Here is a 24,713-nt window from a genome sequence, read left to right on the forward strand (position 1 = left end):
CGGCCAGCAGGCCTATCAGCCTTGCTTAGTGCGGGCCACCCGGCATAGGTACCTGACGTTCCATCACCAGCGGCGTGCAGGCGAAGGAAGCGCGAATCGGGTGGCGTAGGTCGCGGTTTGTAACGGCGTCGATTGCGTGGTCGTTGCCCCAAGCCCTCACAACAAGGAGTTGTGCTTCTGTTGTATGATAAACATCATGCGAAATGGAAAGCTCAACGCCAGAAGCGCGGCCAAGGATGCGTCACACCGACGCATCGTGTCCGCGGCCGCACGAGCAATCCGCCGTAGCGGCTACGACGGTACTGGCGTCGCGGACATCATGAAGGAGGCCGGGCTGACGCACGGCGCCTTCTATGCCCATTTCCCCTCACGCGAGGCCATGCTGGCCGAAGCTGCGGATCGGGCGTGCGCGGAGTCCGCTGCAGCAGCGGCGCAGGCTGTTGCCAGCGCGCCTCCAGAAAGGGCCCTGGAAGCCATGCTCCGTGTCTATCTCTCCAGAGAGCACCTCGAGCAGGTGGAGACAGGATGTCCCTTGGTCGCGCTGGGATCGGAAACGCCGCGGCAGGCTCCCGAGGTGCGTCGAGCGACCACCCAGCACATTAAGACGATGGTCGATCTCGTCGCCCGCCAATTGCCTGACTGGGGCCAGCCCGGTGCCCACGAACGAGCACTCGTGACTGTGGCCGCCATGGCGGGCACATTGCTGTTGGCTCGTGCAGTCGACGAGCCCGTTCTGTCGGACCGCCTGCGCGAGGCTGCGTTGAAGCGGCTGATGCCCGTCGTTACCTGATTTCACTTAAGGACGTCGGCCATTTGCTCGCTCAATAATATGATGAAGATCATGCAAAATGCGGCCGCAGCGGCTCGTCCAAGACTCACAACACCTCTGGACTCGCCGGCCGACGCCAAAGCGATTCGCCGAGGTTGCAAGCAATCCTGACAAATCTCTGTTGAAAGAAGACGATGACATTCCAAGCGCTGCTCGCAAGCAAAACTGATGAAAAGATCTCAATCAGCGTGGTCAAGCTGCGCGAACAAGATCTCATGCCTGGCGATGTTGTGGTCGCCGTCGACTATTCGACAGTGAACTACAAAGACGCATTGGCCATCACCGGGCGGGCCGATGTGATCCGGCAGTTCCCCTTGATCCCTGGCATCGACTTCGCCGGTACGGTCGAAGCCTCTTCGTTCCCTGGTATCGCCGTTGGCGACCGCGTAGTCGCCAACGGCTGGGGCTTGAGCCAGACCCATCACGGTGGCTACTCGCAGAAGGCGCGGGTCAAAGGCGAGTGGCTGATCAAGCTTCCAGGCGCGTTGTCCACCAAGGATGCGATGGCCATCGGGACAGCGGGATACACCGCGATGCTGTCCGTGCTGGCGCTTGAGCATGGCGGTCTGACGCCGCAGCATGGGGACATTCTCGTGACGGGCGCCAATGGGGGCGTCGGCTCCATCGCCATCGCCATTCTGTCTGGCCTCGGCTACCGGGTCATCGCGTCTACAGGTCGACCGGAGGAGGGCGACTATCTGCGCAGTCTTGGGGCCTCGGACCTGATCGATCGCCAGACACTTTCGGAGCCAGGGGCGCCGATTTCCCGGGAAAGGTGGGCTGGCGCGGTCGATTCAGTCGGGAGTCACACGCTGGCCAACGTGTTGGCGCAGACGCGGTACCGGGGCGTGGTCACCGCTTGCGGCCTGGCTCAGGGCACCGATCTTCCGGCCTCGGTGCTGCCCTTCATCTTGCGTAACGTGATGCTTGCCGGTATCGATTCGGTTAATGCTCCAGAGTCAACCCGCCTCGAGGCTTGGTCGCGACTGGCACGTGACTTGGATCTGGACAAGCTCGCGCGCACGACCCGGGTTGTCGATCTTGCAGAGGTGCCTTCAGTTGCACGCCGGATGCTCGAAGGAAAAGTCCAAGGTCGTACTGTCGTCGATGTCAATGCATGACGCCGACGGCAGATTCGCACGAAGTCACTATCCGCAAGTTCCAGCTCTCAATCCCAACCGTTTCACTGTCATGAACACTACTTTCAGCATTCGCCCGATCCTGCCCATACGAGTCTTTGGGTTCCTCACATTGGCTGCCGCCTTGTTGGCGACGCCCGCCTGGGCCCAAGAAGCATCGCCCACAGGTCTGTGGAAGAACGTCGACGATGTCAGTGGCAAGCCGAGGGCGCTGGTCCGGATCACGGAATCGAACGGAGCTCTGTTGGGCAGGATCGAGAAAGTTTTCCCGGCCCCGAATGAAGACCCGAATCCGAAGTGCGAAAAGTGCGAAGCCGCAAACAAGAACGCACCAGTCGTCGGGCTGGTGATCCTCAGCGGCTTGACCAAAGAGGGCGACGAATATACCGGCGGCCAGATTCTCGATCCGGACAACGGCAAGGTCTACCGCAGCACTGTGCGCCTGACCGACAACGGCAAGAAGCTCAGCGTGCGCGGCTACATCGGTGTGCCGATGCTGGGTCGTTCGCAGACCTGGTTGCGCCAAGAATAAGGAAGACCATGAAAGCATTTGTTCTCGACCGATACCGCAAGAAGGGTGCGCTGCGTTCGGCAGACGTGCCGACGCCGGAGCTGCGCGATGACGAGGTCCTGGTTCAGGTTCATGCCGCCGGCGTGAACCTGTTGGACTCCAAGATCAAGGATGGTGAGTTCAAGCTCATCCTGCCCTATCGCCTGCCCCTCGTCCTGGGCCACGACGTGGCCGGGATGGTGGTCAAAGTCGGCCCGCGCGTGCGGAAGTTCAAGCTGGGCGACGAGGTGTATGCGCGGGCGGATGATTTTCGGATCGGCACCTTCGCTGAATTCGTCCCGGTCAGGGAGGCTTCCCTGGCGCTCAAGCCCCAGGGGCTCACGATGGAAGAAGCCGCTTCCATCCCGCTGGTGGCCCTGACAGCGTGGCAGGCACTTGTCGAGAAGGCCAATCTGAAGAAGGGGCAGAAGGTCTTCATTCAGGCCGGCTCCGGCGGCGTGGGCACTTTTGCCATCCAGTTGGCCAAGCATCTGGGTGCAACCGTTGCCACCACGACGAGCACGACCAATGCCGCGCTCGTGAAGAGCCTGGGCGCAGACATCGTCATCGACTACAAGACGCAGGACTTCGAGGATGTCCTGCGCGACTACGACGTGGTCCTGAACAGCCAGGACGGAAAGACGCTTCAGAAATCCCTGCGCGTGCTCAAGCGTGGCGGGAAGCTCATCACTATCTCCGGACCACCTGATCCCGATTTCGGCAAGGAGATCGCGGCACCCGGGTTTGTGAAACTGGTCATGCGGCTGCTGAGCTTTGGAATCAGGCGCAAGGCGAAGAGCCGCGGCGTCGCGTTCTCGTTCCTCTTCATGAAGGCGAATGGAAGCCAGCTGCGCGAGATCACCCGTCTCTTCGATGCCGGCCTCATCCGCCCCGTGATGGATCGGGTGTTCCCGTTCGAATCCACCAATGAAGCCCTGACCTATGTCGAAACCGGCCGCGCAAAGGGCAAGGTCGTCATCAGCATCAGGTGAGCTTTGTTCATCTAGTCCCCTCTTTGGATACTCCATGAAGATTGAAAACGCTGTTGCCCTCGTCACGGGCGCCAATCGCGGCATCGGCCTGACATTCGCACGCGAGCTGCTCGCCCGCGGCGCCCGCAAGGTCTACGTGGGCGCACGCGACCCCGCGGGGGTCACCCAAGCCGGCGTTGAAGCCTTGCGACTCGACGTCAACAAGCAAGAAGACGTGGCGGCTGCCGCAGCGCTCGCGTCGGATGTGACGCTGGTGATCAACAACGCCGGCATCGCCCAGCCGGGAGGCTTTCTCGCGGCCGACAGCGAAGATGTCGCACGGCGCATCTTCGAGACCAACTTCTTCGCCGTGTTGCGAATGAGCAAGGCCTTCGCGCCGATTCTCAAGGCCAACGGCGGCGGCGCGCTGCTCAATGTCCTGTCGATCGCCTCGTGGGTGAACGGCGGCGACCTGGCAGCCTATTCGGCGAGCAAGTCCGCCGCCTGGTCGCTCACCAATGCCCTGCGCCACGAGCTGTCGGCGCAGAAGACGCAAGTGCTGGCGCTGCACATGGCCTATGTCGATACCGATCTCACGCGCGGGTTCGATGTCCCGAAGACGAGCCCCGAGGAGATCGTCAAGCGCGCGCTCGATGGACTCGAGTCGGGCTTGGACGAGGTGCTGGCCGATGAACTCACGCAGCAGGTCAAGCTCGGAATGACGGCACCGAGGCCCAGCTATCTCCCACAAGCGGCCTGAAGTTCGCCGCACTTGGAACACAAGGACCACCATGCTCTTCGAACTCCTCGTCACGCCTTCGATTCAACTCGCCAATCGTGCCGTCATGGCGCCCATGACGCGCAGCCGCGCCGTCGAGGCCAACACACCCAACGCATTGATGACAGAGTACTACGGCCAGCGCGCAACGGCCGGCCTGATCATTGCCGAGGGCACCTCGCCCTCGCCAAACGGGCTGGGCTACGCACGCATCCCCGGACTCTTCAATGACGCACAGGTGCGCGGATGGAAGGCGGTCACCGATGCAGTCCATGCCAAGGGCGGCAAGATCTTCGTGCAACTCATGCACACCGGCCGCGTGACCCATGCCGTCAACCTGCCAGCGGGCGCGGAGGTGGTCGGACCGATGGCCGATGCGTGCCCCGGCGAGATGCACACCGACTCACAGGGCATGCAGCCGCACAGCGGCCCTCGGGCGATGACCGCAACCGACATCGCCCACGCCGTCGAGGAGTACGCCAAGTCGGCCCAGCTCGCCATCGAAGCGGGATTCGACGGCGTCGAGCTGCATGCCGCCAACGGCTATCTGATCGAGCAGTTCCTGAACGCCAACGTGAACAAGCGCACCGATTCCTACGGCGGCAGCGTCGAGGGCCGCAATCGCTTTGCGCTCGAGGTCGCCCGCGCCACGGCAGCCGCCATCGGTGCCCATCGCGTCGGGGTCCGGCTCTCGCCCCAGGGCGTGTTCAACAGCACGGGCGCTTATCCTGGTGTCGAGGCTCAGTACCTGGCGCTCACCGGGGAACTGTCGCAACTGGGCATGCTGTACCTCCACCTGCTGGACCACTCCGCGATGGGCGCACCGCCGGTGCCTGCCGAACTGAAGCTTCGGCTTCGCGCTGCGTTCCAGGGCTTGTTCATCCTTGCCGGCGGCTTCGATCGTGCAGGTGCAGAAAGTGCGCTCGAGGCAGGCCACGCAGACCTCATCGCCTTCGCTCGTCCGTTCCTCGCCAACCCTGACCTGGTGGAGCGCATGCAGACGGAAGCGGCACTGAATGCCGTGGACATGGCGACCTTCTACACGCCGGGCGCCAAGGGCTACACCGACTATCCGGCCCTTGCGACTTGATTTGCAGCCGCAGCGCTGACGATCAGGCTGGCATGGCGAAACGAGGCCGGCCAGGGCGATTCATACGAACACGCGAAGGTGGAGCAAGATGAGCAAATCGCAGAAATCGAACGTCACTTGGAAGAACGTTCCAACGCGAACGATCACGGCAGGCGATGTGAAGTTCGCCTACCGGGAACTTGGCACGGACAATCCTGGGACGCCGGTGGTGTGCCTTATCCACCTAGCTGCCGTGCTGGACAACTGGGACCCTCGGGTCATCGACGGGCTCGCGGCGAAGCATCGTGTGATCACATTCGACAATCGAGGTGTCGGCGCATCGAGCGGATCTCCGGCGAATTCAATGGAGGAGATGGCCAAGGATGCGATCACCTTCATGAAGGCGATGGATCTCGATCAAGTCGACCTCTTCGGATTCTCTATGGGCGGAATGATCGCCCAGGAGATCGTTCTGATGGAGCCGAACCTCGTGCGCAAGATGATCATCACGGGGACAGGCCCCGCCGGTGGCGAAGGCATCAGCAAGGTGGCCAGAGTAACGTACCTGGACATGTTCCGAGGCTTGCTTACAGCCCAAGATCCGAAGCAGTTTCTGTTTTTCACCAGGACGCCCGCGGGAATCCGTGCGGGAAAGGAGTTTCTGCTGCGCATAAAAGAACGCGTCGAAGACCGCGACAAGAAAATCACCGTGTCCGCGTTGCAGGCGCAGCTGAAAGCGCTGCGCCGGTGGGGTGACAAGAAGCCCGTGGACCTATCGAAGGTTCACCATCCCGTCCTTGTCGCGAACGGCGACAGCGATCGCATGGTTCCAAGCAAGAACACGCGCGATCTGGCGGAGCGCCTTCCGAACAGCGAACTCGTCATTTATCCCGATTCCGGACACGGCGCGGTGTTCCAGTTCCATGCCGACTTCGTGGGCAGGGCACTTACGTTCCTTTCGCGCTAGCCAAGGAGCTAGTGCTTTGACTTTCGGCTGCGCTGAGGAATGGCCTTCACTCCCAGCGAACGTGCCCAGCCGGTAGTTGCCACGGCAGCGGAAGATTCGGCGCCTTCGCGATCTGCACCCAGTCCGACAATCAGGTTGACGCACATCGGCACCAGGACTTCGGCGGCTGGATCTGCGACAGCCGCGAAGTAGCCACCAAGTTCGAGCATGATGAATCCGTGCAAGCTGCTCCACAGCTGCGCAGCAATGAGATCCGGATCGATCTTGCGAACGCAACCCGACTCCACCAGGCGTTTGCATTCCTCGAACAGATAGGAGTAGGACGCCGTGAACGCTGCTGACTGCTCTCTCGGCGCCACAGCCGGGGGGCCTCGCGAGGGGCTGTATCTACCGTGAATCGACAAGCCGAACATCAGGTCGTACAGATGGGGATTGCGTCTTGCGAAGTCCCGGCAGCCCAGAGCCATCGCACATAGGTCAACCATCGGGTCTTCCGTACTCGCCACCTGTTTGAAGATGGCGGCTTGGCGTTCGAATCCCTCGTCGGCAACGGCTTGAAGAAGTTCCGGCACGCCGCCGAAGTACGAGTAGACCCCCATTGTCGACAGGCCCGCTTCGCTCGAGACCGAACGGGCCTTGACTTCGGAAGGGCCGTTCGCTGCAAGTAGACGGATCGCTGCCTGAACGAGGCGAGTACGTGCCTCAGGGAAAGTTCTATCAGTGGCCATATTGCAAGCTCGAAATAACAGAGTTATGCTACATCAATAACACTGTTATATGACCGGCAGTGTCCGGATTGGCCGGCTTCAGACGGCCTGGCGCATTTGCGGGGCCACGGCTACCGAGAAGGAAAGGATTCAGGAGATGACGAAGACACCAGCAATGCCAGGGCGCCTCGAGGTGGAAACCCGTGGCTCTGTATTGATCGCGCGACTCGAGGGCGGGCCGCACGGGCTGATGGGGTTGAACATGGCCATGGAGTTGGCGTCCCTGGTGGACAAGGTGGAGTCCGATGCGGCGGTCAGGGCGGTGGTCCTCACCGGCACGCATGCCGGGCGCTTCATCGGCCATGCCGACGTACGTTGGCTTCAAGAGGGCGGCAAGAGTATTCCGAAGGTTGGGCGCGGCACTGCATCGGTGATCGCCCGTGTCGCCAAGAAGGTCCGAGGGATGCCGCCGCTGGCGGCCGCGGCATCTGTCACGCCGCTGGAGGGCGGCATGCAACTGGACCAGTTGCACGACACCTTCCTGCGCATGAACCGCTGCGGCGTCCTTTTTGTCGCGGCTCTGAACGGGTCCGCGCTGGGCCTGGGTAGCGAACTCGCGCAGGCTTGCGATGTGCGTCTGATGGCGGATGGGGACTTCTTCATCGGCCAGCCCGAGGTGCTCCTGGGCATCCTTCCAGGCGGCGGCGGAACGCAGCGCCTGACCCGTCTGGTCGGCGCCCATCGCGCCCTCATGATGATGCTCGAAGGCCGGCCGGTGCCGCCCGCTAAGGCCCTCGAGATTGGCCTGATCGATGAAGTCGTGCCCGCGGACGCGCTGCTGGGCCGGGCCATCGAGTTGGCCGGGTACCTGGGGTCGCGTCCTCGCGATTCCGTTGCCGCGATCAAACGTGCGGTCTACCTCGGCGGGTCAATGACCCTCGATGAGGGCCTGCATTTGGAGCGCACCGAGTTCATCAAGATTGCCCCTTCCGCGACAGCGCAATCGCTGATGGTCGGCTACCTCGATCGCACAGCACACGATGGCGACCTGCCGCTCTACGCCCCCGCGATCTACGACGAAGCGCTCGCCGAAGGCCGCTTCCCCCTGCAGGAAAACAAGGCCCCGAAATGAACGCCTTGATCCAGTCCCCCGCCGCAACCGGCGCCTTCACCCGGCACGACGTCCGCTTCGACTCAGGCGAAACCTACTGTTCGGCTTGGCTCTACCTGCCCGTCGGCGTGGAGCGTCCGCCAGTCGTTGTCCTCGGTCACGGCCTGGGTGCGATCCGCGAGATGCGCCTCGACGCCTTCTCCGAGCGCTTCGCGGCCGCGGGCATCGCCACGCTGGCCTTCACCTATCGGTACTTCGGCGACAGCGGTGGCGAACCCCGGCAGCTGATGTCGGTCAAACGACAGCTTGCGGACTGGGAGGCGGCGTTGGCCTTCGTCAAGCGCCGCGCTGATGTCGACGGCAGTCGCCTCGCCGTCTGGGGCAGCTCGTTCGGCGGCGGCCATGCGATCACGGTGGCCAGCCGGCATCCCGAGTTGCGCGCTGCCGTGAGCCAATGCCCATTCACCGACGGTTTGGCCTCTGCTGCCGCGCTGGGCCTGAAAGGCTCGCTGAAGGTCACTCCGGTCGTCCTGCGTGACTTCGCAGCCAAGCTCTTGGGGCGACCGCCAGTGATGGTGCCTATCACCGCTGCGCCAGGCCAGCCAGCCTTGATGAACGCGCATGACGCGCTGCCGGGCTATCTGGCACTGATGCCGAAGGGCATGAGCTTCGTCAATTACGTGGCCGCGAGGGTGATTCCCGAGATTGGCACCTACCGCCCTGGGCTCTCCGCCGCCAGGGTGAAGTGCCCGATCCTGTTCTGCGTCAGCAACTCCGACACGGTGACGCCACCGGGTCGGACCTTGAAACTCGCGCGCCGCGCGCCGCGCGGCGAGATCAAGCGCTACGACGCCGGCCACTTCGACTTCTACAAGGGCCACGCGTTTGAGCAATTGGTGTTCGACCAGACACGCTTCCTGACCCAGCACCTGCTCGGCCCCCGCTAGGCGGACCCGAGCGCAAATTCGTCGACTTTCTGGAGTGAACAACGATGCGATTTTCCATGCTTTCGGACTCGCGCTCGGCTTTTGCGCCGGACGCGCCGTGCATCGCGGATGCCGGCACTGCCTTGTCTAATAACGAGTTTCATTCTCGCGTCCTCGCCGCGGCGGGCGCCTTTGCGTCCCTGGGGATTGGCACGGGCGACGTCGTCGCTCTCATGCTGCCCAATCAGATTGAGTTTGCCGTGGCGATGTTCGCCGTCTGGCGCCTGGGGGCGGCGATGACGCCGATCAATCCCGGCCTCACCGTCAAGGAGGCGAGCCATCAAATCGCCGACTCGCGTGCGAAGCTGATCGTCAATGGCAGCGGCGAACCGGTCGTTGCGGACGTGCCCACCATGTCGGTGGCGGCATTGCAGTATGGGCCGCGCTACGCGGGCACACCAGTCGATGACCCGGCCGCATTGGCGTTGCTGATCTACACCAGCGGCACGACCGGCTTGCCCAAGGGCGTGATGCTGGACCACGCCAATATCGAGGCCATGACGGACATGGGGCGCCAAGCGCTCAGGGTCACGACCGCTGACCACTGCCTGCTGGTGCTGCCGCTGTTCCACGTCAATGGCATTGTGGTGAGCATCCTGACGCCGCTGGCGAGTGGCGGGCGAGTCACCATCCGTCGGCGCTTCGACATCGAGACCTTCTTCGGTGACGTCGAGCAACTGCGACCGACGTACTTCTCCGCGGTGCCGACGATCTACGCCATCCTCAATGCTCTGCCCACCACCGTGCGGCCCGACACCTCCAGCCTGCGTTTTGGCGTATGCGGCGCGGCGCCTGCGTCAGCGGACCTGCTCAAGAACTTCGAAGCGCGCTACGGGTTCCCGCTGGTCGAGGGTTACGGGCTATCTGAGGGTACCTGCGCCTCGACCCTCAATCCCATCGACGGTCTGCGCAAGCCCGGTTCCGTTGGTCTGCCTTTTCCCGGGCAACGCATCGCGATCGCCGACTCGTACGGAAGGCATATGCCCCCGGGCGCCACGGGCGAGGTGCTGGTGCAAGGCCCCAACGTCATGCGTGGCTACCTTGGGAAGCCCGAGGAAACAGCAAAGACAGTTATCGACGGCTGGCTGCACACGGGTGACATCGGCCGCATCGACGCAGACGGTTATTTGTCCATCGTCGGGCGCTTGAAGGAAATGATCATCCGCGGCGGTGAGAACATTTATCCGAAGGAGATCGAGGACGTGCTCCACGACTTCCCCGGCGTGCTGGAGGCGGCAGTAATCGGCGCGCCGCACGAGACGCTGGGCGAGATCGTTGTCGCCTACATCGCGTTCCGCCCGAATGCCAAGGGCAGCTCGGACGCTTTGAATGAACACTGTGCTGACCGCCTGACGCGCGTCAAGCGGCCCGCGACCATCCTCGTCGCCGATAGCCTGCCGAAGAACGCTATGGGCAAGATCGACAAGCCGAAGCTTCGCCAGCTGGCCAAGGAGCTGGTCGGATGAGCGCGGATGCCGCGCCGCGCGGAGGCCGACCGGCGATCTTCGTGACAGGCGCAGCGTCGGGCATCGGCCGCGCCTGCTCCGAACTGTTCGCGCGCCGCGGCTGGTTCGTCGGGCTCTACGACGTTGATGCGGAGGGCGCCGAAGCAGTTGCCGGCAGTCTAGGCGTGGGCAATGCAGTCGCGGGCGCACTCGATGTGGGTGACGCTGACGCATGGCGGAGGGCGCTGGAGGCGTTCTGGATGCACAGCGACGGACGGCTTGACGTGCTTTTCAACAACGCCGGCATCCTTGCCTCGAGGCCGTTCGAAACCGTGGCCCTGGCGCGGCACCATGCGATGCTGGACGTGAACGTGCGGGGGATGATCAACGGTTGCCACGGCGCCTTTCGTTACTTGCAACGTACGCCGGGTGCCCGCGTGATCAACATGGCTTCGGCCACAGCCATTTACGGCCAGCCCGACCTGGTGACCTACTCGGCAACGAAGTTTGCCGTGCGCGGGTTCACTGAAGGGCTCGATCTTGAGTGGAGCAGGTTTGGCATCCGTGTCAGCGACATCTGGCCGAGCTTCGTCAAGACCAGTATGTCGGAGGGCTTCGCTCAGCTCGCCAGCGCGAGGTCGCTGGGCATTCGTCTAGCCCCAGCCGATGTGGCAGCCGCCGTGTGGGCCTGTGCGGCGGCCAAGTCACGGATCCACAAGACTCATTGGACCGTCGGCCTGCAGGCCGCATTGTTGGCTTTCGCCACCCGCGTCGCGCCGCCTGCGCTCAGCCGCCAGGTTGTCCGGCACCTTGCTCGATGACCCTATTGCGCTGGAGAACGGAATCACTGATGCGAAATGAATAACAGATTGAAAGACAACAACGAATCCAATCGCAATGCGATGACACCTCGACGGAAGAATGACTTTCAATATTAATCGCCAGTCCTTCTTCCGGCTGAAGAAATTAAAAACCAAACCCGTACGGAGACAAAATGCAAGGAAAAGAACTTATCGCCGCGATCACCGCTATTGGCGCAGCGCTTCCAATCGCTTTCTCACTAAGCAGCACAGCCCATGCCGACGATCTAGAGAACAGCATAAAAGTCGGATATGCCAAGGTCAAGTTCAGTATCAAGTCTGGAGACCTTACGGGGCCGCCGGGGACGACGCCACCTGGTCTCGGAATAGGTGTCAGGGACTTGGACGTCTTTGCCATGAGCTATGAGCGACGTCTATCCCGCAACTGGGCGGTTCAGTTCCAGGCGGGGATTCCTCCAGCCCTCACTGCCTTTGGCACAGGGAAAGCTCGAACCGTGGGAACCGTCGCGACGGCGCGCATCTGGTTTCCGACCGTCATGGCGCTCTACACGTTCACCGATTTTCCTGTCATCCGGCCATACGTAGGAATTGGTGCGACCTATACGTTCTTCACTAATCAGAAGTCGAGCAGTGCCTATACAGCCGCGGTTCAGGGGCTAAGTAGTTCCATTGACCTGAAGAGCTCTTGGGGTCCTTATGCAAGGATTGGTTTCGAGTATCCAATTAACAAAAGCTGGGGCATCAATATGGAGTATTCCACCTTTCGCATGAAAACTGTGGCAACTGTTGTCACACAGACGCCAGGTTTTGGCGCGATTTCCCGGCGCGTCGGTCTCAAGGACTCTCCGCGCATATTCGGATTGACCGTCGGATACCGGTTTTGAGCATCGAAGACGATCTCTGTGACCAAAGCTACATTTGACTTCGATTGGCTGGTGATCGGTTCGGGCTTCGGCGGGAGCGTCTCTGCACTGCGCCTCGCCGAAAAGGGATACCGCGTCGCAGTGATCGAGCGCGGCCGGCGCTATCGCGACGAAGACCTTCCCAGGTCGACCTGGCAGTTCCGCAAGTACCTTTGGGCGCCGGCACTGGGCCTGAAGGGCATCATGCGCATGCGTCTATTTCGCCACGTCTTCACGCCCAACCAGATCGCCGTTGGCGGTGGCAGCGTTGTTTATGGCGGAGTGCTGTACCGGGCCAAGCCGGATTTCTTTGATGACGCACAATGGCGATCGCTTGGTCGCTGGAACCAGTTACTGCAACCGCATTACGACACAGCCGAGTACATGCTGGGCGTCAAGACGGTGCCTTTCGAGTCAGTCAACCAGCAGCTGATCCGCTCGATGGCACGACACTTCGGAACCGAAGACACGTTCACCCGCGCGCCCACCGGCGTGTACTTTGGTGAGCCGGGCAAATCCGTCAAGGATCCTTACTTCAAAGGCGAGGGCCCCGACCGAACCGGGTGCACGCGGTGCGGCGCGTGCCTGGTGGGCTGTCGCGTCGGCGCAGTCAATTCGTTGGAGAAGAACTACTTGTGGCTCGCGCAGAAGCGCGGCGTGCAGGTACTGGCCGAGCGCGAGGTGGTGGATGTCGCGCCGCTTGGCGCTGCCGACGGCAGCCAAGGCTACCGCGTGACCACCCAACGCCCCGGCGCCTGGTTTGCCCGAGATCGCCAGATCCTCAGCGCGCGTGGCGTGGTCTTTGCAGGAGGCACGCTCGGAACGAACGAACTGCTGGCCAATTGCAAGCACAGTGGCTCGCTGCCCCGGATCAGTGACCGTCTAGGCGAACTGGTGCGCACGAACAGCGAATCGATCCTTACTGTGCGCCTGCCCCGGGACCGCGAGACTTGGAGAGACGTCACCGCAAGTAGCAGTGTGCACGTCAATCAGGATACCCACATTGAATTGCTCACATATGGTCGCAATGCCGACTTTGTCAGCCTGCTTTATACGGTTCTGGTCGGCGACGGCAGTCGGCTGACACGGCCACTCAAGTGGATGGGCACCATCGCCGCGCATCCACTGCGATGGCTGCAAACGCTCTGGCCGATCGGCTGGAGTCGACGGATGGTGATGCTGCTCGTGATGCAGGCCCTGGACAACGCAATCGCGCTGCGCGCGAGGAAGCGCTGGTTCGGCCGTGGCTACCGGCTCGCGACCGAGCAAGATCGCGACAAGCCGAGCCCGACCTACATCGACATCGGCAACAGGGCCGCCCAGTGGCTGGCGCAGCAAACGGGGGGGATTGCTCAAAGCAATGTGCTTGAGGCACTGGGCAACATTCCGACCACCGCCCACATGGTGGGAGGCGCGGTCATCGGTGCTGACGTCGAGAGCGGCGTGATAGATCGGAACCTGCGCGTTTTTGGTTACCGGAACATGCTGGTATGTGACGGTGCAGCGATGCCCGCCAATCCAGGAGTTAACCCTGCGCTGACAATCACTGCCATTTCCGAGTATGCGATGGCGCAGATTCCTGCGGCCAACTTGGAGGTGATGGCTCGTGAGTGAGGCCTTCTAGACTCGATTGCGGTGCCTGGCTCGCCCTGAAAAGTTGCTTGGATCAAGACAGCCCAAAGCCCCCATTGAAATGTGAATCGTGAAGCAATCGATCGCGTGCGCCTCTTCACGTTCCTCGCATTCGCGTCGTCGGCTGCCTCCCCCGACGACGCTTCGGCTCTCGGCTTATGTGGAGCGATCGATGACGCCAGCCGTTAAGCGACTCGAGGTCTAGGACGTTGCCCAGGGCTGTAGTACAACCTTGCCCGTTGTCTTGCGACCTTCCAAAAGGCTATGCGCTTCGGCGGCCTGAGAGAGCGGCAGAACCGTGCCCACTTGAAGTGAGAGCTTTCCGGCCATGATGTAGCCGATGATCTCGGTCAACGTGGACATGATCATTTCCGGAAATGCGAGGTACGCGCCAATATAGAAGCTCGTTATCGTGTGATTCGGAACCGTGAGCTGCCATGGATCGATCAGTGCCGTTTTCCCGCTGGACTGGCCGATGAAGATCATTCTTCCAAACGGGGCCATCGCACTGAGCGCCTGACCGACGCTTTCACCTCCGGCGGTCTCGAGCACCACGTCCACGCCGCGGCCGTCCGTTAACTCCCGAACCTTCTCCGCCCACCCGGGCGCCGTGTAGTCGACCGATGCATCCGCGCCGAGGCGCTCCGCGATGGCGCGCTTTTCCGGTGTGCTGGCGGCGGCGATGACTTTGCCCGCGCCATACAACTTGGCCAACTGGACGGCAAAGGAACCCAAGCCGCCGGCGGCGGCTTCGACCAGCACGCTTTCACCTGGCGCCAGCCGTGCAGCGTTGCGAAGCGTGAGAGCCGCTGTCAATCCGTGCCCCACCAAAGCTGCCGCCTGGACAGCGCTCACGCCAGGTGGCAGTGGTACCACCGTCGCCGCGGGCACGCAGATGTATTGCGCATAGCCGCCCGCGCCCGGAGTCGCGAGGACATGTGTTCCGACCTCCATTGAAGTTACTCCGTTGCCCAAGGCGGCGATCGTGCCAGCGACCTCCGCGCCAAGAATGAATGGGACAGGCGACGGGTCCGGATAGTCGTCACCGCGTCGGCGCATGACGTCAGCGAAATTCATCCCAACGGCTTCGATCCGGACAAGGACTTCGCCTTCCTTTGGTGTTGGGTCAGGAACATCTTCATAGACGAGGACTTCAGGCCCTCCTGTCTTGTGGAACCGAACGGCTTTCATTTTCTAACCTTTAAGTTGACTGGGCTGCGGGACCGCGTGCCTGCTGCTCCTCGGCCTCCAGAGCGAGGCGAGCGGAGGGCGAGCAACGGCGTTGGATGGGAGCGCGAGCGGTTGAGGAGCGAAGAGGGCGCCAGCCGGTCCGAGGGCGGATGCATTCGTCCAGCCCTCGAGCCGTGAGACCTTGCACCAACTAGTCGTCCAGGAACTGGATCGCGTGCTTGAGGAACCGATGAGGGTACTGAAACTGCGCACCGTGTCCTGCGTCCGGATAGATGATCAGTTCGGCGTTGGGAATATTCTGCGCAAGGTAGAAGGAGTTGATCGTCGCGATCATCACGTCGTTGATGCCGTTCACCACCAACGTAGGCTGCGTGATCTTGCTCAGATACGCGTAGGGCGTGTCACCCGGCATCGGAGTCAGGTACGCATAGTGGGCCTCGGACTGCGCCTTCGCAACTGCCGGCGAACTGGGTGGATCCTGGTCTGCGCGAAGGTGGCGGCGCTCCCAGAACGCCAAACCTGCCTTCTTGGCTTCTTCGGATCGGCCGAAGAAAAGAAAAAGAAAGTCCTCTGCGGTTGGGACCGGATGCGGGGCCACTTCGAGCACCTTGGGATCCATCGTTGGGTTTCCGCCCCGCAGGCCCGTGCCGACGAGCATGAGCTTGCGGACCAATTCAGGATGGCGCAATGTCACTTCCTGGACTTGGAATCCCCCGATCGAAAAGCCGATCAGATCTACCTTGGACAGACCGAGGGCCCTGATGACCGCGGCAATGTCATCGGCCATCTCCTCCATGTTGTTGCGTGGCGTGCCCGACGACGAGGCGATACCGCGGCCGTTGAAAAGGATGACTTCTCGCCCTGCAGCTAGGCCGTCCGTGATGATAGGGTCCCAATGATCCATGCCGCCCCGGAAATGCTGGACAAAGAACAGCGGGACGCCGGACCTCTTTCCCCATCGGCGGTAGGCGAAACGGTCGCCGTCCACCTCGATGAACCGTGTCGGCGTGTTCAGGTGGTTTTCATTCATCAATAGCTCCTTGGGTTGCGAAGGTTCATAATATGATGCGCATCATATGAAGACGGAACCGGCTTTTGATGATGACCATAATGAATATAGGGCCTTCCCACTGCGAAAGAGGCAAGATGACGGTGTCACGGAAGAAGATGTCTGTGAAATGCTCGGCCGTTGCGTCGATCGCCCTGGTGCATCGGGTGTGGGAGTGAGTTCGTGGGCCTTTGATCGCGGCGGGAAGAACCTTGATGGCACGCGACGAACTGCTTAGTCTCACCAGCGATAACTGGTTCAAGTCACTTGCGGCGGCCACGCAGGAGACACTGTTGACTCGAGGACGGCCGCTTCGTGTTCGTGGCCGAGAGTTCGCCGTGCGCAAAGGCGATCCCGCGAACGGCTTCTACGGCGTAGTGAGCGGCGTTCTCGCTGCGTCGTCTGTGCTCGAAGATGGTCGAGAGATGATCTTCGGCCTGCTTGAGCCGGGCGACTGGTTTGGCGAAGCATCGTCGCTCGATGGGCTTCCGCGTACGCACGACATTCAGGCATTGCGCAACTCCGAACTGCTGCACATCGCGCCGCCCGTATTCGAAGACCTGATGAAGGACGCCGGCTTTGCTCGGTCTATTGCGGTACTGCAGACTGGGCGCACGCGCACCATGTTCAGCTTCTTCGAGGATGCGGCGCTGCGCACGACGCGTGCCCGCATCGCGAGGCGGCTCCTCCAACTGGCCCGCGGCGACGCAACCGCGCTGCCGCGCACAAGGCGTGTGATTCCCATCACTCACGAGACCTTTGCACTGATGCTTGGCTTGACCCGCCAAACTCTATCTTTGGAGCTCAAGGCCATGGCGGCGACTGGCGCGCTATCGCTTTCGTACGGGCGGATCGTCATCGAGTCGATAGAGACGTTGAAGGTCCTCAGCGAGCCATAGGCGAGCTTGTCCGTCGATGCCCCCCGCGGCTGCTTGCGAGCGGTGCGCGCAAGCGCTAGGACTTACCCGCGGATTGTCAGACGGCTTGCAATCAAAGAAGGCCTAAGGTTCCTAAGATGCGCAGCCATTCATTACTAGACGGGTGTATTTCCATGGTGGAGCGCGCAACCTTTCGGAGCTTTCAGGAGAGCACGGCCCAGGATTGGAAAGTAATCGCAGGCGAGTTCCAGTCTTTCTCCAAGGGGCTGGCCGGCCGTGTCCTTCATCACCTGAGTCTGCTTCGGGGCGACTTTGGGGGCTTTCCCATCGACCGGCTCGACCACTCCTTGCAAACAGCCACTCGGGCCTTGCGCGACGGTCGCGATGAGGCCTATGTGTGCTGTGCCTTGCTGCACGACATCGGTGACACCCTGGGAACGTTCAATCATCCCGACATCGCAGCGGCGGTGCTGAAGCCATTCGTGAGCGAAGCTGATCACTGGATGGTCCAGAACCACGGAATCTTCCAGGGCTACTACTTCTTCCATCACCTGGGCATGGACCGCGACATGCGCGCGCAGTTCAGCGGACATCCGCACTACGACCGGACGGCGGAGTTCTGCGAGCTGTACGACAGCCCGGCCTTCGACCCGAAGGCCGAGACGCTGCCGCTGTCGGAGTTCGAGCCAATGGTGCGCCGGCTGTTCCTGAGTCCCGTCAACAGCATCTACAAGAAGTCGGCCGCAATGGCCTAAGCCTGACAAGGTACATAGGCCGCCGCGCCATCCCCCGGCAACTGGCGTCTCCAGCGCACTGCTGCTCGGACTCGGCGCACCTGAGGCATGGTGAAACCGCAAGAAAACGTTGGAGACCTTCGATGAACCGAACAGCGAACCCTGCCCTTATGAATGACGCCCATGAGCTTCGCAGGAAGGCGATGTACCGGAAGATCACATGGCGACTGATACCGTTGCTCTTCCTGGCCTACGTCGTCTCGTACATCGACCGCATCAACGTCGGCTATGCCAAGCTGCAGATGAGCTCGGATCTGCATCTGACCGATGCCATCTACGGTCTCGGCGCGGGTATCTTCTTCGTCGGGTATGCGCTCTTCGAGGTGCCCAGCAACGTGCTCCTGATGCGCATCGGTGCGCGCCTGACCATCATGCGCATCATGGTGTGCTGGGGCCTGATCTCGGCGGCGACGATGTTCGTCACCACGCCAACGCAGTTCTACATAGCCCGTTTCCTGCTGGGCGCCTTCGAGGCTGGATTCTTTCCGGGAATCGTGCTGTATCTGACGTTCTGGTTCCCGGCGGCGCGTCGGGCACGCATCATCGCCTTGTTCATGAGCGCAACGGTTATAGGCGGGCTCATCGCAGGTCCGATGTCCGGCTGGATTCTGCAGAACCTCGATGGTTGGTATGGCCTGCGAGGCTGGCAGTGGATGTTCCTGCTCGAAGGCCTGCCGGCTGCAGCGCTGGGTTTCGTGGTCTACGCATGTCTGTCCAACTCGCCTGAAGAGGCCAAGTGGCTGTCCGAGGACGAGAAGCGGCTGATTCGTATCGACATGCCAAAGGACGCGGCGCCGCATGGTTCCACGCCGCCCGTGGAGGCCGCTCTTGCCGCACTGCGTGACTCCAAAGTCTACCTTCTGTCGTTCCTGTACTTCGCGGCCGTTTGCGGCGGAACGACCCTGAGTTTCTGGATGCCGACGATGATCCAGAGCCTGGGCGTCAAGAGCATGCAGACGATCGGGCTGATCTCCGCCGTGCCCTACGCGTTCGCGGCGCTCGCGATGATTCTGTACGGCCGCAGCTCGGACAAACGTGGCGAGCGTCGATGGCACTATGCCGTTGCGGTGGCCGTCGGTGGAGTGGGGCTGGCGCTTACGAGCTGGACCACTACCGATATGTGGGTGTCAGTAGCACTGATCTCGATTGCAGTTGCTGGATCCGTCTCGGCATTGCCGGTGTTCTGGGCAGTAGCGACGACAGAGCTATCGCGGCAATCGACCGCCGCAGGCATTGCGATCATCACAAGCTTGGGCAACTTAGCAGGATTGGCGTGCCCCTACATCTTGGGCGTGATCAAGCAGACCACCGGCAGCATGACGGGCGGCCTGCTGTTCATCGCCGGCATCATGTTGGCGGGCGCTATGGTGATGGTCGGTAGCGGCTCGATCCGGCGCGGTGCTGCGGCGCTCCGGTCTGCACCGGGCGAAAAAATGGCGGACGTCTATGCGCGCTGATCCATGGCCGAGCAACCCGCCTTGATTCCTTTGCCGCTGGACTCCCGTGTGCGCGTACGCCATGCCGACAATGGCAACGGCCTTTGCATGCATTGGCTGGAGGCGGGCGATGCAAATCACGAGACGCCGCTGGTCATACTCTTGCACGGCTTCCCTGAACTGGCTTTTAGCTGGCGACATCAGTTGCTGGCGCTGGCGCAAGCCGGCTTCCATGTGGTAGCGCCTGACCAGCGCGGCTATGGCCGAACCACGGGCTGGTCCGCCGATCCGGGCAGCGATCTGCGAGGCTTTCGCGTGGACAATCTTGTGCTCGACATCTTGGGCCTGGTCCATGTGCTTGGAAAGACATCGGTGCATGCCGTGGTCGGCCACGACTTCGGCTCGTACGTCGCGGCTTGGTGCGCGCTGATCCGCCCCGACGTCTTTCGTTCGCTGGCCATGCTGGCCACACCTTTCGCCGGATCGCCGGGTGACGCTGCTAAGCCGGACCCGCGCGCCCGGCAACTCTCAGAAGCGCTTGCCGGTCTGTCGACGCTGGAACGCCCGCGCAAGCACTACCAGCTGTACTACTCTGGTCCTGATGCCAACGTCGAAATGCACGACGCACGCCAAGGCCTGCGCGAGTTCTTGCGCGGGTACTACCACCTCAAGAGCGCGGAGGGGACTGAAGAGCGGCCCGCGCCTTTGCCCGACCTGAGCGCGTCATCGCTGGCCCGGCTTCCAAGCTACTACGTGATGGACGCGGGCCTGGGCATGGCTGAAACCGTGGCGCAAGGTATCGCACAGCGCGAGGTCGGATCCAGCCGATGGCTGTCCGAAGAATCGCTGGGCGTGTACAGCGAGGAGTTCGGCCGCACCGGGTTCCAGGGAGGGCTGCTGTGGTACCGAGCGGCCACCAGCTTCGCGATGCAGCAGGGGCTGCAGGTCTACGCCGGATTGACTATCGACGTACCAAGCTGCTTCATCGCCGGGGAGTTGGACTGGGGCGTGCACATGCTACCGGGGGCGCTCGATGCCATGGAGCGCGATGCATGCACTCGCTGGATCTCGACCCGCTTCATCGCCGACGCAGGGCATTGGGTGCAACAAGAACGACCGGAGGCGGTCAATGCTGCGCTCGTCGACTTTTTTACGACAAACCGTTGAAAGGATGTCTATACCATGAAATCGAACGATCCGCCCGAAGCATTCGGTGCAAACGCGCTGCTGATCAAGCAACTGCTGGAGGCTGGTCTGGCACGCAGTCCTTCACAAGAGATTGTGTGCGGCGAGGCCGTGCGCTTTGACTATGCCGAACTGAGCCAGCGCATCGGCCGTCTGGCAGCCGGGCTTGCGGAACTAGGCGCGCGTCCGGGCGACACCATCGCCGTGATGGACTGGGACACAAATCGCTATCTCGAGTGCTTCTTCGCGGTGCCAATGGCAGGCATGGTGCTGCACACGGTCAACGTGCGACTCTCGGTCGAGCAACTGCTCTACACCATCAACCACGCCAGGGACGACTTCATTCTCGTCAATACTGAGTTCCTACCGATGCTAGAGGCAATCTGGGACCGAGTGGATCCGGGCAAGCAGTTGGTGCTTCTGTCGGACGCGGCGAGCCCGCGCGAGACGCGTCTTCCCATCGCCGCCGAGTACGAGGCCATGCTCGCGGGCTCGCGTCCGGTGAACGCATGGCCCGACATGGAAGAGTCGACGCGCGCAACCACCTTCTACACGACCGGTACCACCGGCCTGCCCAAGGCCGTGCATTTCAGCCACCGGCAGCTCGTGTTGCACACCCTGGCCAGCCGAGCCGCCCTGTCAGGGCCGGGTGCGGGCCGCTTCAACCACGACGACGTCTACATGCCGGTCACGCCCATGTTTCACGTGCATGCGTGGGGCTTGCCGTATGTGGCCACGATGATGGGTGTCAAGCAGGTCTACCCGGGGCGCTACATCCCCGACCGCCTTCTGACCCTGATCGAGCGGGAGAAGGTCACTTTCTCTCACTGCGTGCCGACTATTCTGCAGATGATTCTTAACTCGGCGGCGGAGAAGGACCAGCACCTGGACGGCTGGACAGTGGTGATAGGCGGAGCAGCGCTCCCGCAATCGCTGGCCAAGGCCGCCATGGGCCGCGGGATCGACGTGTTCGCCGGCTATGGTATGTCGGAAAGCGGCCCAATCCTTACCCTGGCACAACCCCGGTCTGCACACTCCGAAACGCCCAGCGACGGGGAAGTCGCGGCGCGCTGTCATGCGGGCTGGGCAGTTCCGTTCGTCCAGTTGCGCGTGGTCGACGACGCGATGAAAGACCAGCCGCGCGACGGAAACTCGCCCGGCGAGCTCGTGGCCCGCTCGCCCTGGCTCACACAGTCCTACCTCGGCGACGCGCAGGCCAGCCAGGCGCTTTGGCGTGGCGGCTGGCTGCATACGGGCGACATCGCGGTGATGGATCCGGATGGATGCGTCCGGATCGTCGACCGCCTGAAAGACGTGATCAAGACCGGTGGTGAATGGGTCTCCTCGTTGCAACTGGAGGACATTCTGTTGAAGCACCCCGGAATCCAGGAGACCGCAGTCATCGGAGTTCCCGATTCGCGCTGGAGCGAGCGTCCTGCCGCCATCGTGGTGCTCAAGGCGGGTGCCATTCTCGATGCCGAAACCATCCGCGCCCACGTCAAGAGGTTCGCGGATGCGGGTGTCATCTCGAAGTTCGCCATCCCGCAGGAAGTGATGTTCGCGGGTAGTCTACCCAAGACCAGCGTGGGCAAGCTGGACAAGAAACTGATTCGGGCGCAGCAGGCGCAGACCGTGGGCGTCGCATAGCTTGCAGCGTTCCGCCGCAGTCATCCATTCCCCGTCCAAAGGAGTTCATCGTGCATATCCCATCCCTCAAAGAAGTAGTCAGCGCCGAAGAATGGCAACTGCGTTGCGACTTGGCCGTTTGCTACCGCCTCGTGGCGCTGCATGGCTGGACCGATCTTGTATTCACGCACATCAGTGCGCGCTTGCCGGGCGACGCCCATGACTTTCTGATAAACCCGTACGGCTTGCTGTTCGACGAGATCACGGCCTCTTCGCTCCTTCGCGTCGATGCGGAGGGCAACCAGCTCACCGGATCACCATTTACTGTGAACCGCGCCGGCTTCGTCATTCATAGCGCGATTCATGCCGCTCGGCCGGAGGTTCAGTGCGTGCTGCACACGCACACCCGGGCCGGCGTCGGCGTCAGTGCACAGCAGGGAGGATTGCTTCCTGTATCGCAACAGTCGATGGTGGTTCAGAACTCACTGGCGTATCACGACTACGAAGGCATCGCACTGCGTGACGAAGAGAAGCCGCGATTGCAGGCGGACCTAGGTAAGGCGAACTATCTGATGCTGCGCAACCATGGCCTTCTCACGGTGGGTGCTTCGATCGCCGACGCCTTCCTGGCCATGTACATCTTCGAAAGCGCTTGCCAGATTCAGATTGCGGCGCAGGCGGGCGGTCCGCTGACCATGGTCGACGAATCCATCCAGGCGACCGCGGAGGCCGATGCACGCGCGCAGACCGGCGGCATCGGTGGCCGCTTCGTATGGCCTGCGCTGCTGCGCAAGTTGGAGCGCACCAATCCCGGCTACGACGTCTGATGAAGCGCATGAACTCACACGGAGTCGCTGGGACGACTAAGGTCCTGGCCTTCGATGTCTTCGGAACGGTCGTCGATTGGCACAAGAGCGTCGCGCAAGAGGTTCGGTCGATGAATCTCGACGTTGACGGCAACAAGTTCGCGCTTGCCTGGAGAGCCGGCTACATGCCTGCGATCCGGAAAGTCATGGCCGGTGAACTTGGCTGGACCTCGATCGACGACCTTCACCGAATGATTCTGGACGAGCTTTTGGAGACGTTCCGGCTGACGCACCTGTCGGAGGACGAAAGGCTGAACCTGAACAGAGTCTGGCACAGACTAGACCCATGGCCCGATAGCGTGGCAGGACTCACTCGATTGAAGTCGCGCTATACGATCTGTACCTTGTCGAACGGCAATATCGGATTGCTTTCCAACATGGCGAAGCGTGCAGCTCTGCCTTGGGACTGCATCCTGTCGGCGGAAATTTTCCATAAGTACAAACCTGATCCAGCAACCTATCTGGGAGTTGCGCGGATATTCGACATCGATCCGAGCGAAGTCATGATGGTTGCAGCCCATCAGGACGACTTGGCCCATGCACGCGCATGTGGATTGAAGACCGCCTATGTCGAGCGGCCACTGGAACACGGTCCTCTCCAGGAGAAGGATGTTTCGCCGAACGCGGACAACACGCTTCACGCCAGAGATCTGATTGAGCTTGCTGATCTGCTGAAGTGTTAGAGCGGGATCAAGGGGTTTCTGGGATCATCACTCCGACTCCTTGCAGGGCACTACGGAGAAGATCCACCGTTACTCACCTCGGCTGAACCATGCTGAGGTGATGCGGCGTCTTTCTTGTAGGCGCCCGCCTTGCGGCTTCGTGCGCCTGACGACCTAGGATGAAGGGTTCGAACGAACATGGCGCAGCGACGAGTTCGTTCTCAATGACGATCTCCGTTGACCAAGAGGCGTGCGGAGGTTCTGGACCAAAGAGTGTCGGGATTGCACTTGGCTGCTGTGTCCCGGCCGTAGCGGCCGTAGATGCTATGTAGGGATGGGGGCGTAAAACGGGAAGCCCCGTTTGTCGAAAGGAGCTTGGAAATGTCTACGATACAGGCCGCGCTGGATCGGAAGGAAACGCCTACGCCGGGCGATCTCTATTTGAGCCTTGAGCTCAGTGACAAGAACTGGAAGCTCACGTTTGGCGACGGCGGTGGTGTAGTAAGTCGTCACACAGTGGCCGCTGGCGGTCAGGCCCGTTTGGCGGATTGCATCATTCGTGCTGGCAAGCGGTTCAAGACACCAGCGCGTGCGCAAGTGCACAGCTGCTACGAAGCAGGTCGAGATGGCTGGTGGCTGCATCGTTGGCTCATCGAGTTGGGCGTGGACAGCATCGTTGTCGATGCCGCTAGCATCGAAGTCAATCGCCGGGCGCGGCGCGCCAAGACCGATCGCCTTGATGGAGATAAGTTGCTGACGATGCTGATTCGGCACCACCGCGGCGAGCACGTGTGGTCGGTGTTGCGCGAGCCCACTAGGGACCAGGAAGACGAGCGACGCGAGCATCGTGAATTCGAGCGGCTCACTCATGAACGTACTGCGCACCTCAGTCGCATTGGTTCTTTGCTGGTGCTGCATTTTGTTCCCGGGAACAAAATGGAGAGAGTCTTTAGCCGATCGGTCGCGGCGCGCCGGCGATGATTCATGGCGCAGCTCGTGTCCGCGGCCGGTTGGCTAAAGATCCCGTTGGGCTGAACCGCCCGCACGGCGGTGGTGCTATGGGAATTGAATCAATCGGAGCTTGTCGAGGCCCGAGAGTTTTGCGACGCGAGGCGTGCTC

24 protein-coding genes are annotated in these 24,713 nt (G+C 61.8%); 21 read left to right on the forward strand and 3 right to left on the reverse strand.

The window, feature by feature from the left end:
- Positions 1–184: 184 nt before the first annotated feature.
- From GXN78_RS33460 to GXN78_RS33490, 7 genes are all read left to right on the forward strand, one after another.
- On the forward strand, positions 185–790 hold the full coding sequence (locus GXN78_RS33460; protein WP_106560930.1) for a TetR/AcrR family transcriptional regulator: 606 nt from the start codon (positions 185–187) through the stop codon (positions 788–790).
- Between the two features lie 173 nt (positions 791–963).
- Entirely contained in the window at positions 964–1,950 is a 987-nt protein-coding gene (locus tag GXN78_RS33465; protein ID WP_106560929.1) for an MDR family oxidoreductase, read from the forward strand.
- Between the two features lie 70 nt (positions 1,951–2,020).
- A complete protein-coding gene (locus GXN78_RS33470; RefSeq protein ID WP_106560928.1) occupies positions 2,021–2,500 on the forward strand; it encodes a DUF2147 domain-containing protein in 480 nt (159 codons plus the stop codon).
- An 8-nt stretch (positions 2,501–2,508) separates the two neighbouring features.
- Complete coding sequence (locus GXN78_RS33475) at positions 2,509–3,510, forward strand: NADP-dependent oxidoreductase (protein WP_106560927.1); 1,002 nt, start codon at positions 2,509–2,511, stop codon at positions 3,508–3,510.
- A 34-nt stretch (positions 3,511–3,544) separates the two neighbouring features.
- Positions 3,545–4,249, forward strand: a complete 705-nt coding sequence (locus GXN78_RS33480) for an SDR family oxidoreductase (RefSeq protein WP_106560926.1) — start codon at positions 3,545–3,547, stop codon at positions 4,247–4,249.
- A 31-nt stretch (positions 4,250–4,280) separates the two neighbouring features.
- A complete protein-coding gene (locus tag GXN78_RS33485; RefSeq protein ID WP_106560925.1) occupies positions 4,281–5,357 on the forward strand; it encodes an alkene reductase in 1,077 nt (358 codons plus the stop codon).
- Positions 5,358–5,445: 88 nt separating this feature from the next.
- Positions 5,446–6,303, forward strand: coding sequence for an alpha/beta hydrolase (locus GXN78_RS33490; RefSeq protein WP_106560924.1), 858 nt, complete (start codon positions 5,446–5,448; stop codon positions 6,301–6,303).
- 8 nt (positions 6,304–6,311) lie between these two features.
- Here the strand turns inward: GXN78_RS33490 and GXN78_RS33495 are convergent, their stop codons facing one another.
- Positions 6,312–7,031, reverse strand: a complete 720-nt coding sequence (locus tag GXN78_RS33495; protein ID WP_106560923.1) for a TetR/AcrR family transcriptional regulator — start codon at positions 7,029–7,031, stop codon at positions 6,312–6,314.
- A 136-nt stretch (positions 7,032–7,167) separates the two neighbouring features.
- On the opposite strand from GXN78_RS33495, the gene GXN78_RS33500 reads away from it, so the two are divergent.
- The 6 genes from GXN78_RS33500 (at position 7,168) to GXN78_RS33525 (ending at position 13,889) form a co-directional block, all read left to right on the forward strand.
- Positions 7,168–8,142 carry an enoyl-CoA hydratase/isomerase family protein gene (locus GXN78_RS33500; RefSeq protein WP_106560935.1) on the forward strand — a complete coding sequence of 325 codons (975 nt, stop codon included), beginning with the start codon at positions 7,168–7,170 and terminating at the stop codon, positions 8,140–8,142.
- Positions 8,139–9,068 (forward strand): alpha/beta fold hydrolase, encoded by a 930-nt coding sequence (locus tag GXN78_RS33505; RefSeq protein ID WP_106560922.1) that lies wholly within the window; start codon positions 8,139–8,141, stop codon positions 9,066–9,068. The genes GXN78_RS33500 and GXN78_RS33505 overlap by 4 nt, the downstream gene beginning before the upstream one ends.
- Before the next feature lie 44 nt (positions 9,069–9,112).
- A complete protein-coding gene (locus GXN78_RS33510) occupies positions 9,113–10,573 on the forward strand; it encodes an AMP-binding protein (RefSeq protein ID WP_106560921.1) in 1,461 nt (486 codons plus the stop codon).
- Positions 10,570–11,373, forward strand: a complete 804-nt coding sequence (locus tag GXN78_RS33515) for an SDR family oxidoreductase (protein ID WP_106560920.1) — start codon at positions 10,570–10,572, stop codon at positions 11,371–11,373. Before GXN78_RS33510 ends, GXN78_RS33515 begins: the two co-directional genes overlap by 4 nt.
- A 173-nt stretch (positions 11,374–11,546) precedes the next feature.
- Positions 11,547–12,257 carry an OmpW family outer membrane protein gene (locus GXN78_RS33520; protein WP_106560919.1) on the forward strand — a complete coding sequence of 237 codons (711 nt, stop codon included), beginning with the start codon at positions 11,547–11,549 and terminating at the stop codon, positions 12,255–12,257.
- An 18-nt stretch (positions 12,258–12,275) separates the two neighbouring features.
- Positions 12,276–13,889, forward strand: a complete 1,614-nt coding sequence (locus GXN78_RS33525; RefSeq protein WP_219910132.1) for a GMC oxidoreductase — start codon at positions 12,276–12,278, stop codon at positions 13,887–13,889.
- 219 nt (positions 13,890–14,108) lie between these two features.
- Here the strand turns inward: GXN78_RS33525 and GXN78_RS33530 are convergent, their stop codons facing one another.
- Together GXN78_RS33530 and GXN78_RS33535 are read right to left on the reverse strand one after the other, a co-directional pair.
- Entirely contained in the window at positions 14,109–15,098 is a 990-nt protein-coding gene (locus GXN78_RS33530) for an NADPH:quinone oxidoreductase family protein (RefSeq protein WP_106560917.1), read from the reverse strand.
- Positions 15,099–15,288: 190 nt separating this feature from the next.
- On the reverse strand, positions 15,289–16,128 hold the full coding sequence (locus GXN78_RS33535) for an alpha/beta hydrolase (RefSeq protein WP_106560916.1): 840 nt from the start codon (positions 16,126–16,128) through the stop codon (positions 15,289–15,291).
- Positions 16,129–16,361: 233 nt separating this feature from the next.
- Between GXN78_RS33535 and GXN78_RS33540 the strand changes: the two genes are divergently transcribed.
- The 8 genes from GXN78_RS33540 to GXN78_RS33575 all read left to right on the forward strand — a co-directional run bounded on the left by GXN78_RS33540 (position 16,362) and on the right by GXN78_RS33575 (position 24,574).
- Positions 16,362–17,045 (forward strand): Crp/Fnr family transcriptional regulator, encoded by a 684-nt coding sequence (locus GXN78_RS33540; protein WP_239143000.1) that lies wholly within the window; start codon positions 16,362–16,364, stop codon positions 17,043–17,045.
- Between the two features lie 152 nt (positions 17,046–17,197).
- Positions 17,198–17,779 carry a phosphohydrolase gene (locus tag GXN78_RS33545; protein WP_106560915.1) on the forward strand — a complete coding sequence of 194 codons (582 nt, stop codon included), beginning with the start codon at positions 17,198–17,200 and terminating at the stop codon, positions 17,777–17,779.
- A 149-nt stretch (positions 17,780–17,928) separates the two neighbouring features.
- Positions 17,929–19,275 carry an MFS transporter gene (locus tag GXN78_RS33550; RefSeq protein WP_258187286.1) on the forward strand — a complete coding sequence of 449 codons (1,347 nt, stop codon included), beginning with the start codon at positions 17,929–17,931 and terminating at the stop codon, positions 19,273–19,275.
- Between the two features lie 3 nt (positions 19,276–19,278).
- Positions 19,279–20,421: an alpha/beta hydrolase gene (locus GXN78_RS33555; RefSeq protein ID WP_181360696.1), complete on the forward strand. Its 1,143-nt coding sequence runs from the start codon at positions 19,279–19,281 to the stop codon at positions 20,419–20,421.
- A 15-nt stretch (positions 20,422–20,436) separates the two neighbouring features.
- A complete protein-coding gene (locus GXN78_RS33560) occupies positions 20,437–22,086 on the forward strand; it encodes a fatty acid--CoA ligase (protein ID WP_106560914.1) in 1,650 nt (549 codons plus the stop codon).
- A 50-nt stretch (positions 22,087–22,136) separates the two neighbouring features.
- Positions 22,137–22,892 (forward strand): class II aldolase/adducin family protein, encoded by a 756-nt coding sequence (locus GXN78_RS33565; protein WP_106560913.1) that lies wholly within the window; start codon positions 22,137–22,139, stop codon positions 22,890–22,892.
- Positions 22,892–23,614: a haloacid dehalogenase type II gene (locus GXN78_RS33570; protein WP_106560912.1), complete on the forward strand. Its 723-nt coding sequence runs from the start codon at positions 22,892–22,894 to the stop codon at positions 23,612–23,614. The genes GXN78_RS33565 and GXN78_RS33570 overlap by 1 nt, the downstream gene beginning before the upstream one ends.
- Before the next feature lie 360 nt (positions 23,615–23,974).
- Complete coding sequence (locus GXN78_RS33575) at positions 23,975–24,574, forward strand: transposase (RefSeq protein ID WP_146163203.1); 600 nt, start codon at positions 23,975–23,977, stop codon at positions 24,572–24,574.
- Positions 24,575–24,713 lie beyond the last annotated feature (139 nt).

The sequence above is a fragment of the Variovorax sp. WS11 genome (genome assembly GCF_010499245.1).
Lineage (GTDB): Bacteria > Pseudomonadota > Gammaproteobacteria > Burkholderiales > Burkholderiaceae_C > Variovorax.

Excerpts from the sequence above, each read along its gene's own strand:
- GXN78_RS33460 (WP_106560930.1), top strand. The coding sequence starts at position 185 with ATGATAAACATCATGCGAAATGGAAAGCTCAACGCCAGAAGCGCGGCC.
- GXN78_RS33465 (WP_106560929.1), top strand. The coding sequence starts at position 964 with ATGACATTCCAAGCGCTGCTCGCAAGCAAAACTGATGAAAAGATCTCA.
- GXN78_RS33470 (WP_106560928.1), top strand. The coding sequence starts at position 2,021 with ATGAACACTACTTTCAGCATTCGCCCGATCCTGCCCATACGAGTCTTT.
- GXN78_RS33475 (WP_106560927.1), top strand. The coding sequence starts at position 2,509 with ATGAAAGCATTTGTTCTCGACCGATACCGCAAGAAGGGTGCGCTGCGT.
- GXN78_RS33480 (WP_106560926.1), top strand. The coding sequence starts at position 3,545 with ATGAAGATTGAAAACGCTGTTGCCCTCGTCACGGGCGCCAATCGCGGC.
- GXN78_RS33485 (WP_106560925.1), top strand. The coding sequence starts at position 4,281 with ATGCTCTTCGAACTCCTCGTCACGCCTTCGATTCAACTCGCCAATCGT.
- GXN78_RS33490 (WP_106560924.1), top strand. The coding sequence starts at position 5,446 with ATGAGCAAATCGCAGAAATCGAACGTCACTTGGAAGAACGTTCCAACG.
- GXN78_RS33495 (WP_106560923.1), bottom strand. The coding sequence starts at position 7,031 with ATGGCCACTGATAGAACTTTCCCTGAGGCACGTACTCGCCTCGTTCAG.
- GXN78_RS33500 (WP_106560935.1), top strand. The coding sequence starts at position 7,168 with ATGACGAAGACACCAGCAATGCCAGGGCGCCTCGAGGTGGAAACCCGT.
- GXN78_RS33505 (WP_106560922.1), top strand. The coding sequence starts at position 8,139 with ATGAACGCCTTGATCCAGTCCCCCGCCGCAACCGGCGCCTTCACCCGG.
- GXN78_RS33510 (WP_106560921.1), top strand. The coding sequence starts at position 9,113 with ATGCGATTTTCCATGCTTTCGGACTCGCGCTCGGCTTTTGCGCCGGAC.
- GXN78_RS33515 (WP_106560920.1), top strand. The coding sequence starts at position 10,570 with ATGAGCGCGGATGCCGCGCCGCGCGGAGGCCGACCGGCGATCTTCGTG.
- GXN78_RS33520 (WP_106560919.1), top strand. The coding sequence starts at position 11,547 with ATGCAAGGAAAAGAACTTATCGCCGCGATCACCGCTATTGGCGCAGCG.
- GXN78_RS33530 (WP_106560917.1), bottom strand. The coding sequence starts at position 15,098 with ATGAAAGCCGTTCGGTTCCACAAGACAGGAGGGCCTGAAGTCCTCGTC.
- GXN78_RS33535 (WP_106560916.1), bottom strand. The coding sequence starts at position 16,128 with ATGAATGAAAACCACCTGAACACGCCGACACGGTTCATCGAGGTGGAC.
- GXN78_RS33540 (WP_239143000.1), top strand. The coding sequence starts at position 16,362 with ATGGCACGCGACGAACTGCTTAGTCTCACCAGCGATAACTGGTTCAAG.
- GXN78_RS33545 (WP_106560915.1), top strand. The coding sequence starts at position 17,198 with ATGGTGGAGCGCGCAACCTTTCGGAGCTTTCAGGAGAGCACGGCCCAG.
- GXN78_RS33550 (WP_258187286.1), top strand. The coding sequence starts at position 17,929 with ATGAATGACGCCCATGAGCTTCGCAGGAAGGCGATGTACCGGAAGATC.
- GXN78_RS33555 (WP_181360696.1), top strand. The coding sequence starts at position 19,279 with ATGGCCGAGCAACCCGCCTTGATTCCTTTGCCGCTGGACTCCCGTGTG.
- GXN78_RS33560 (WP_106560914.1), top strand. The coding sequence starts at position 20,437 with ATGAAATCGAACGATCCGCCCGAAGCATTCGGTGCAAACGCGCTGCTG.
- GXN78_RS33570 (WP_106560912.1), top strand. The coding sequence starts at position 22,892 with ATGAAGCGCATGAACTCACACGGAGTCGCTGGGACGACTAAGGTCCTG.
- GXN78_RS33575 (WP_146163203.1), top strand. The coding sequence starts at position 23,975 with ATGTCTACGATACAGGCCGCGCTGGATCGGAAGGAAACGCCTACGCCG.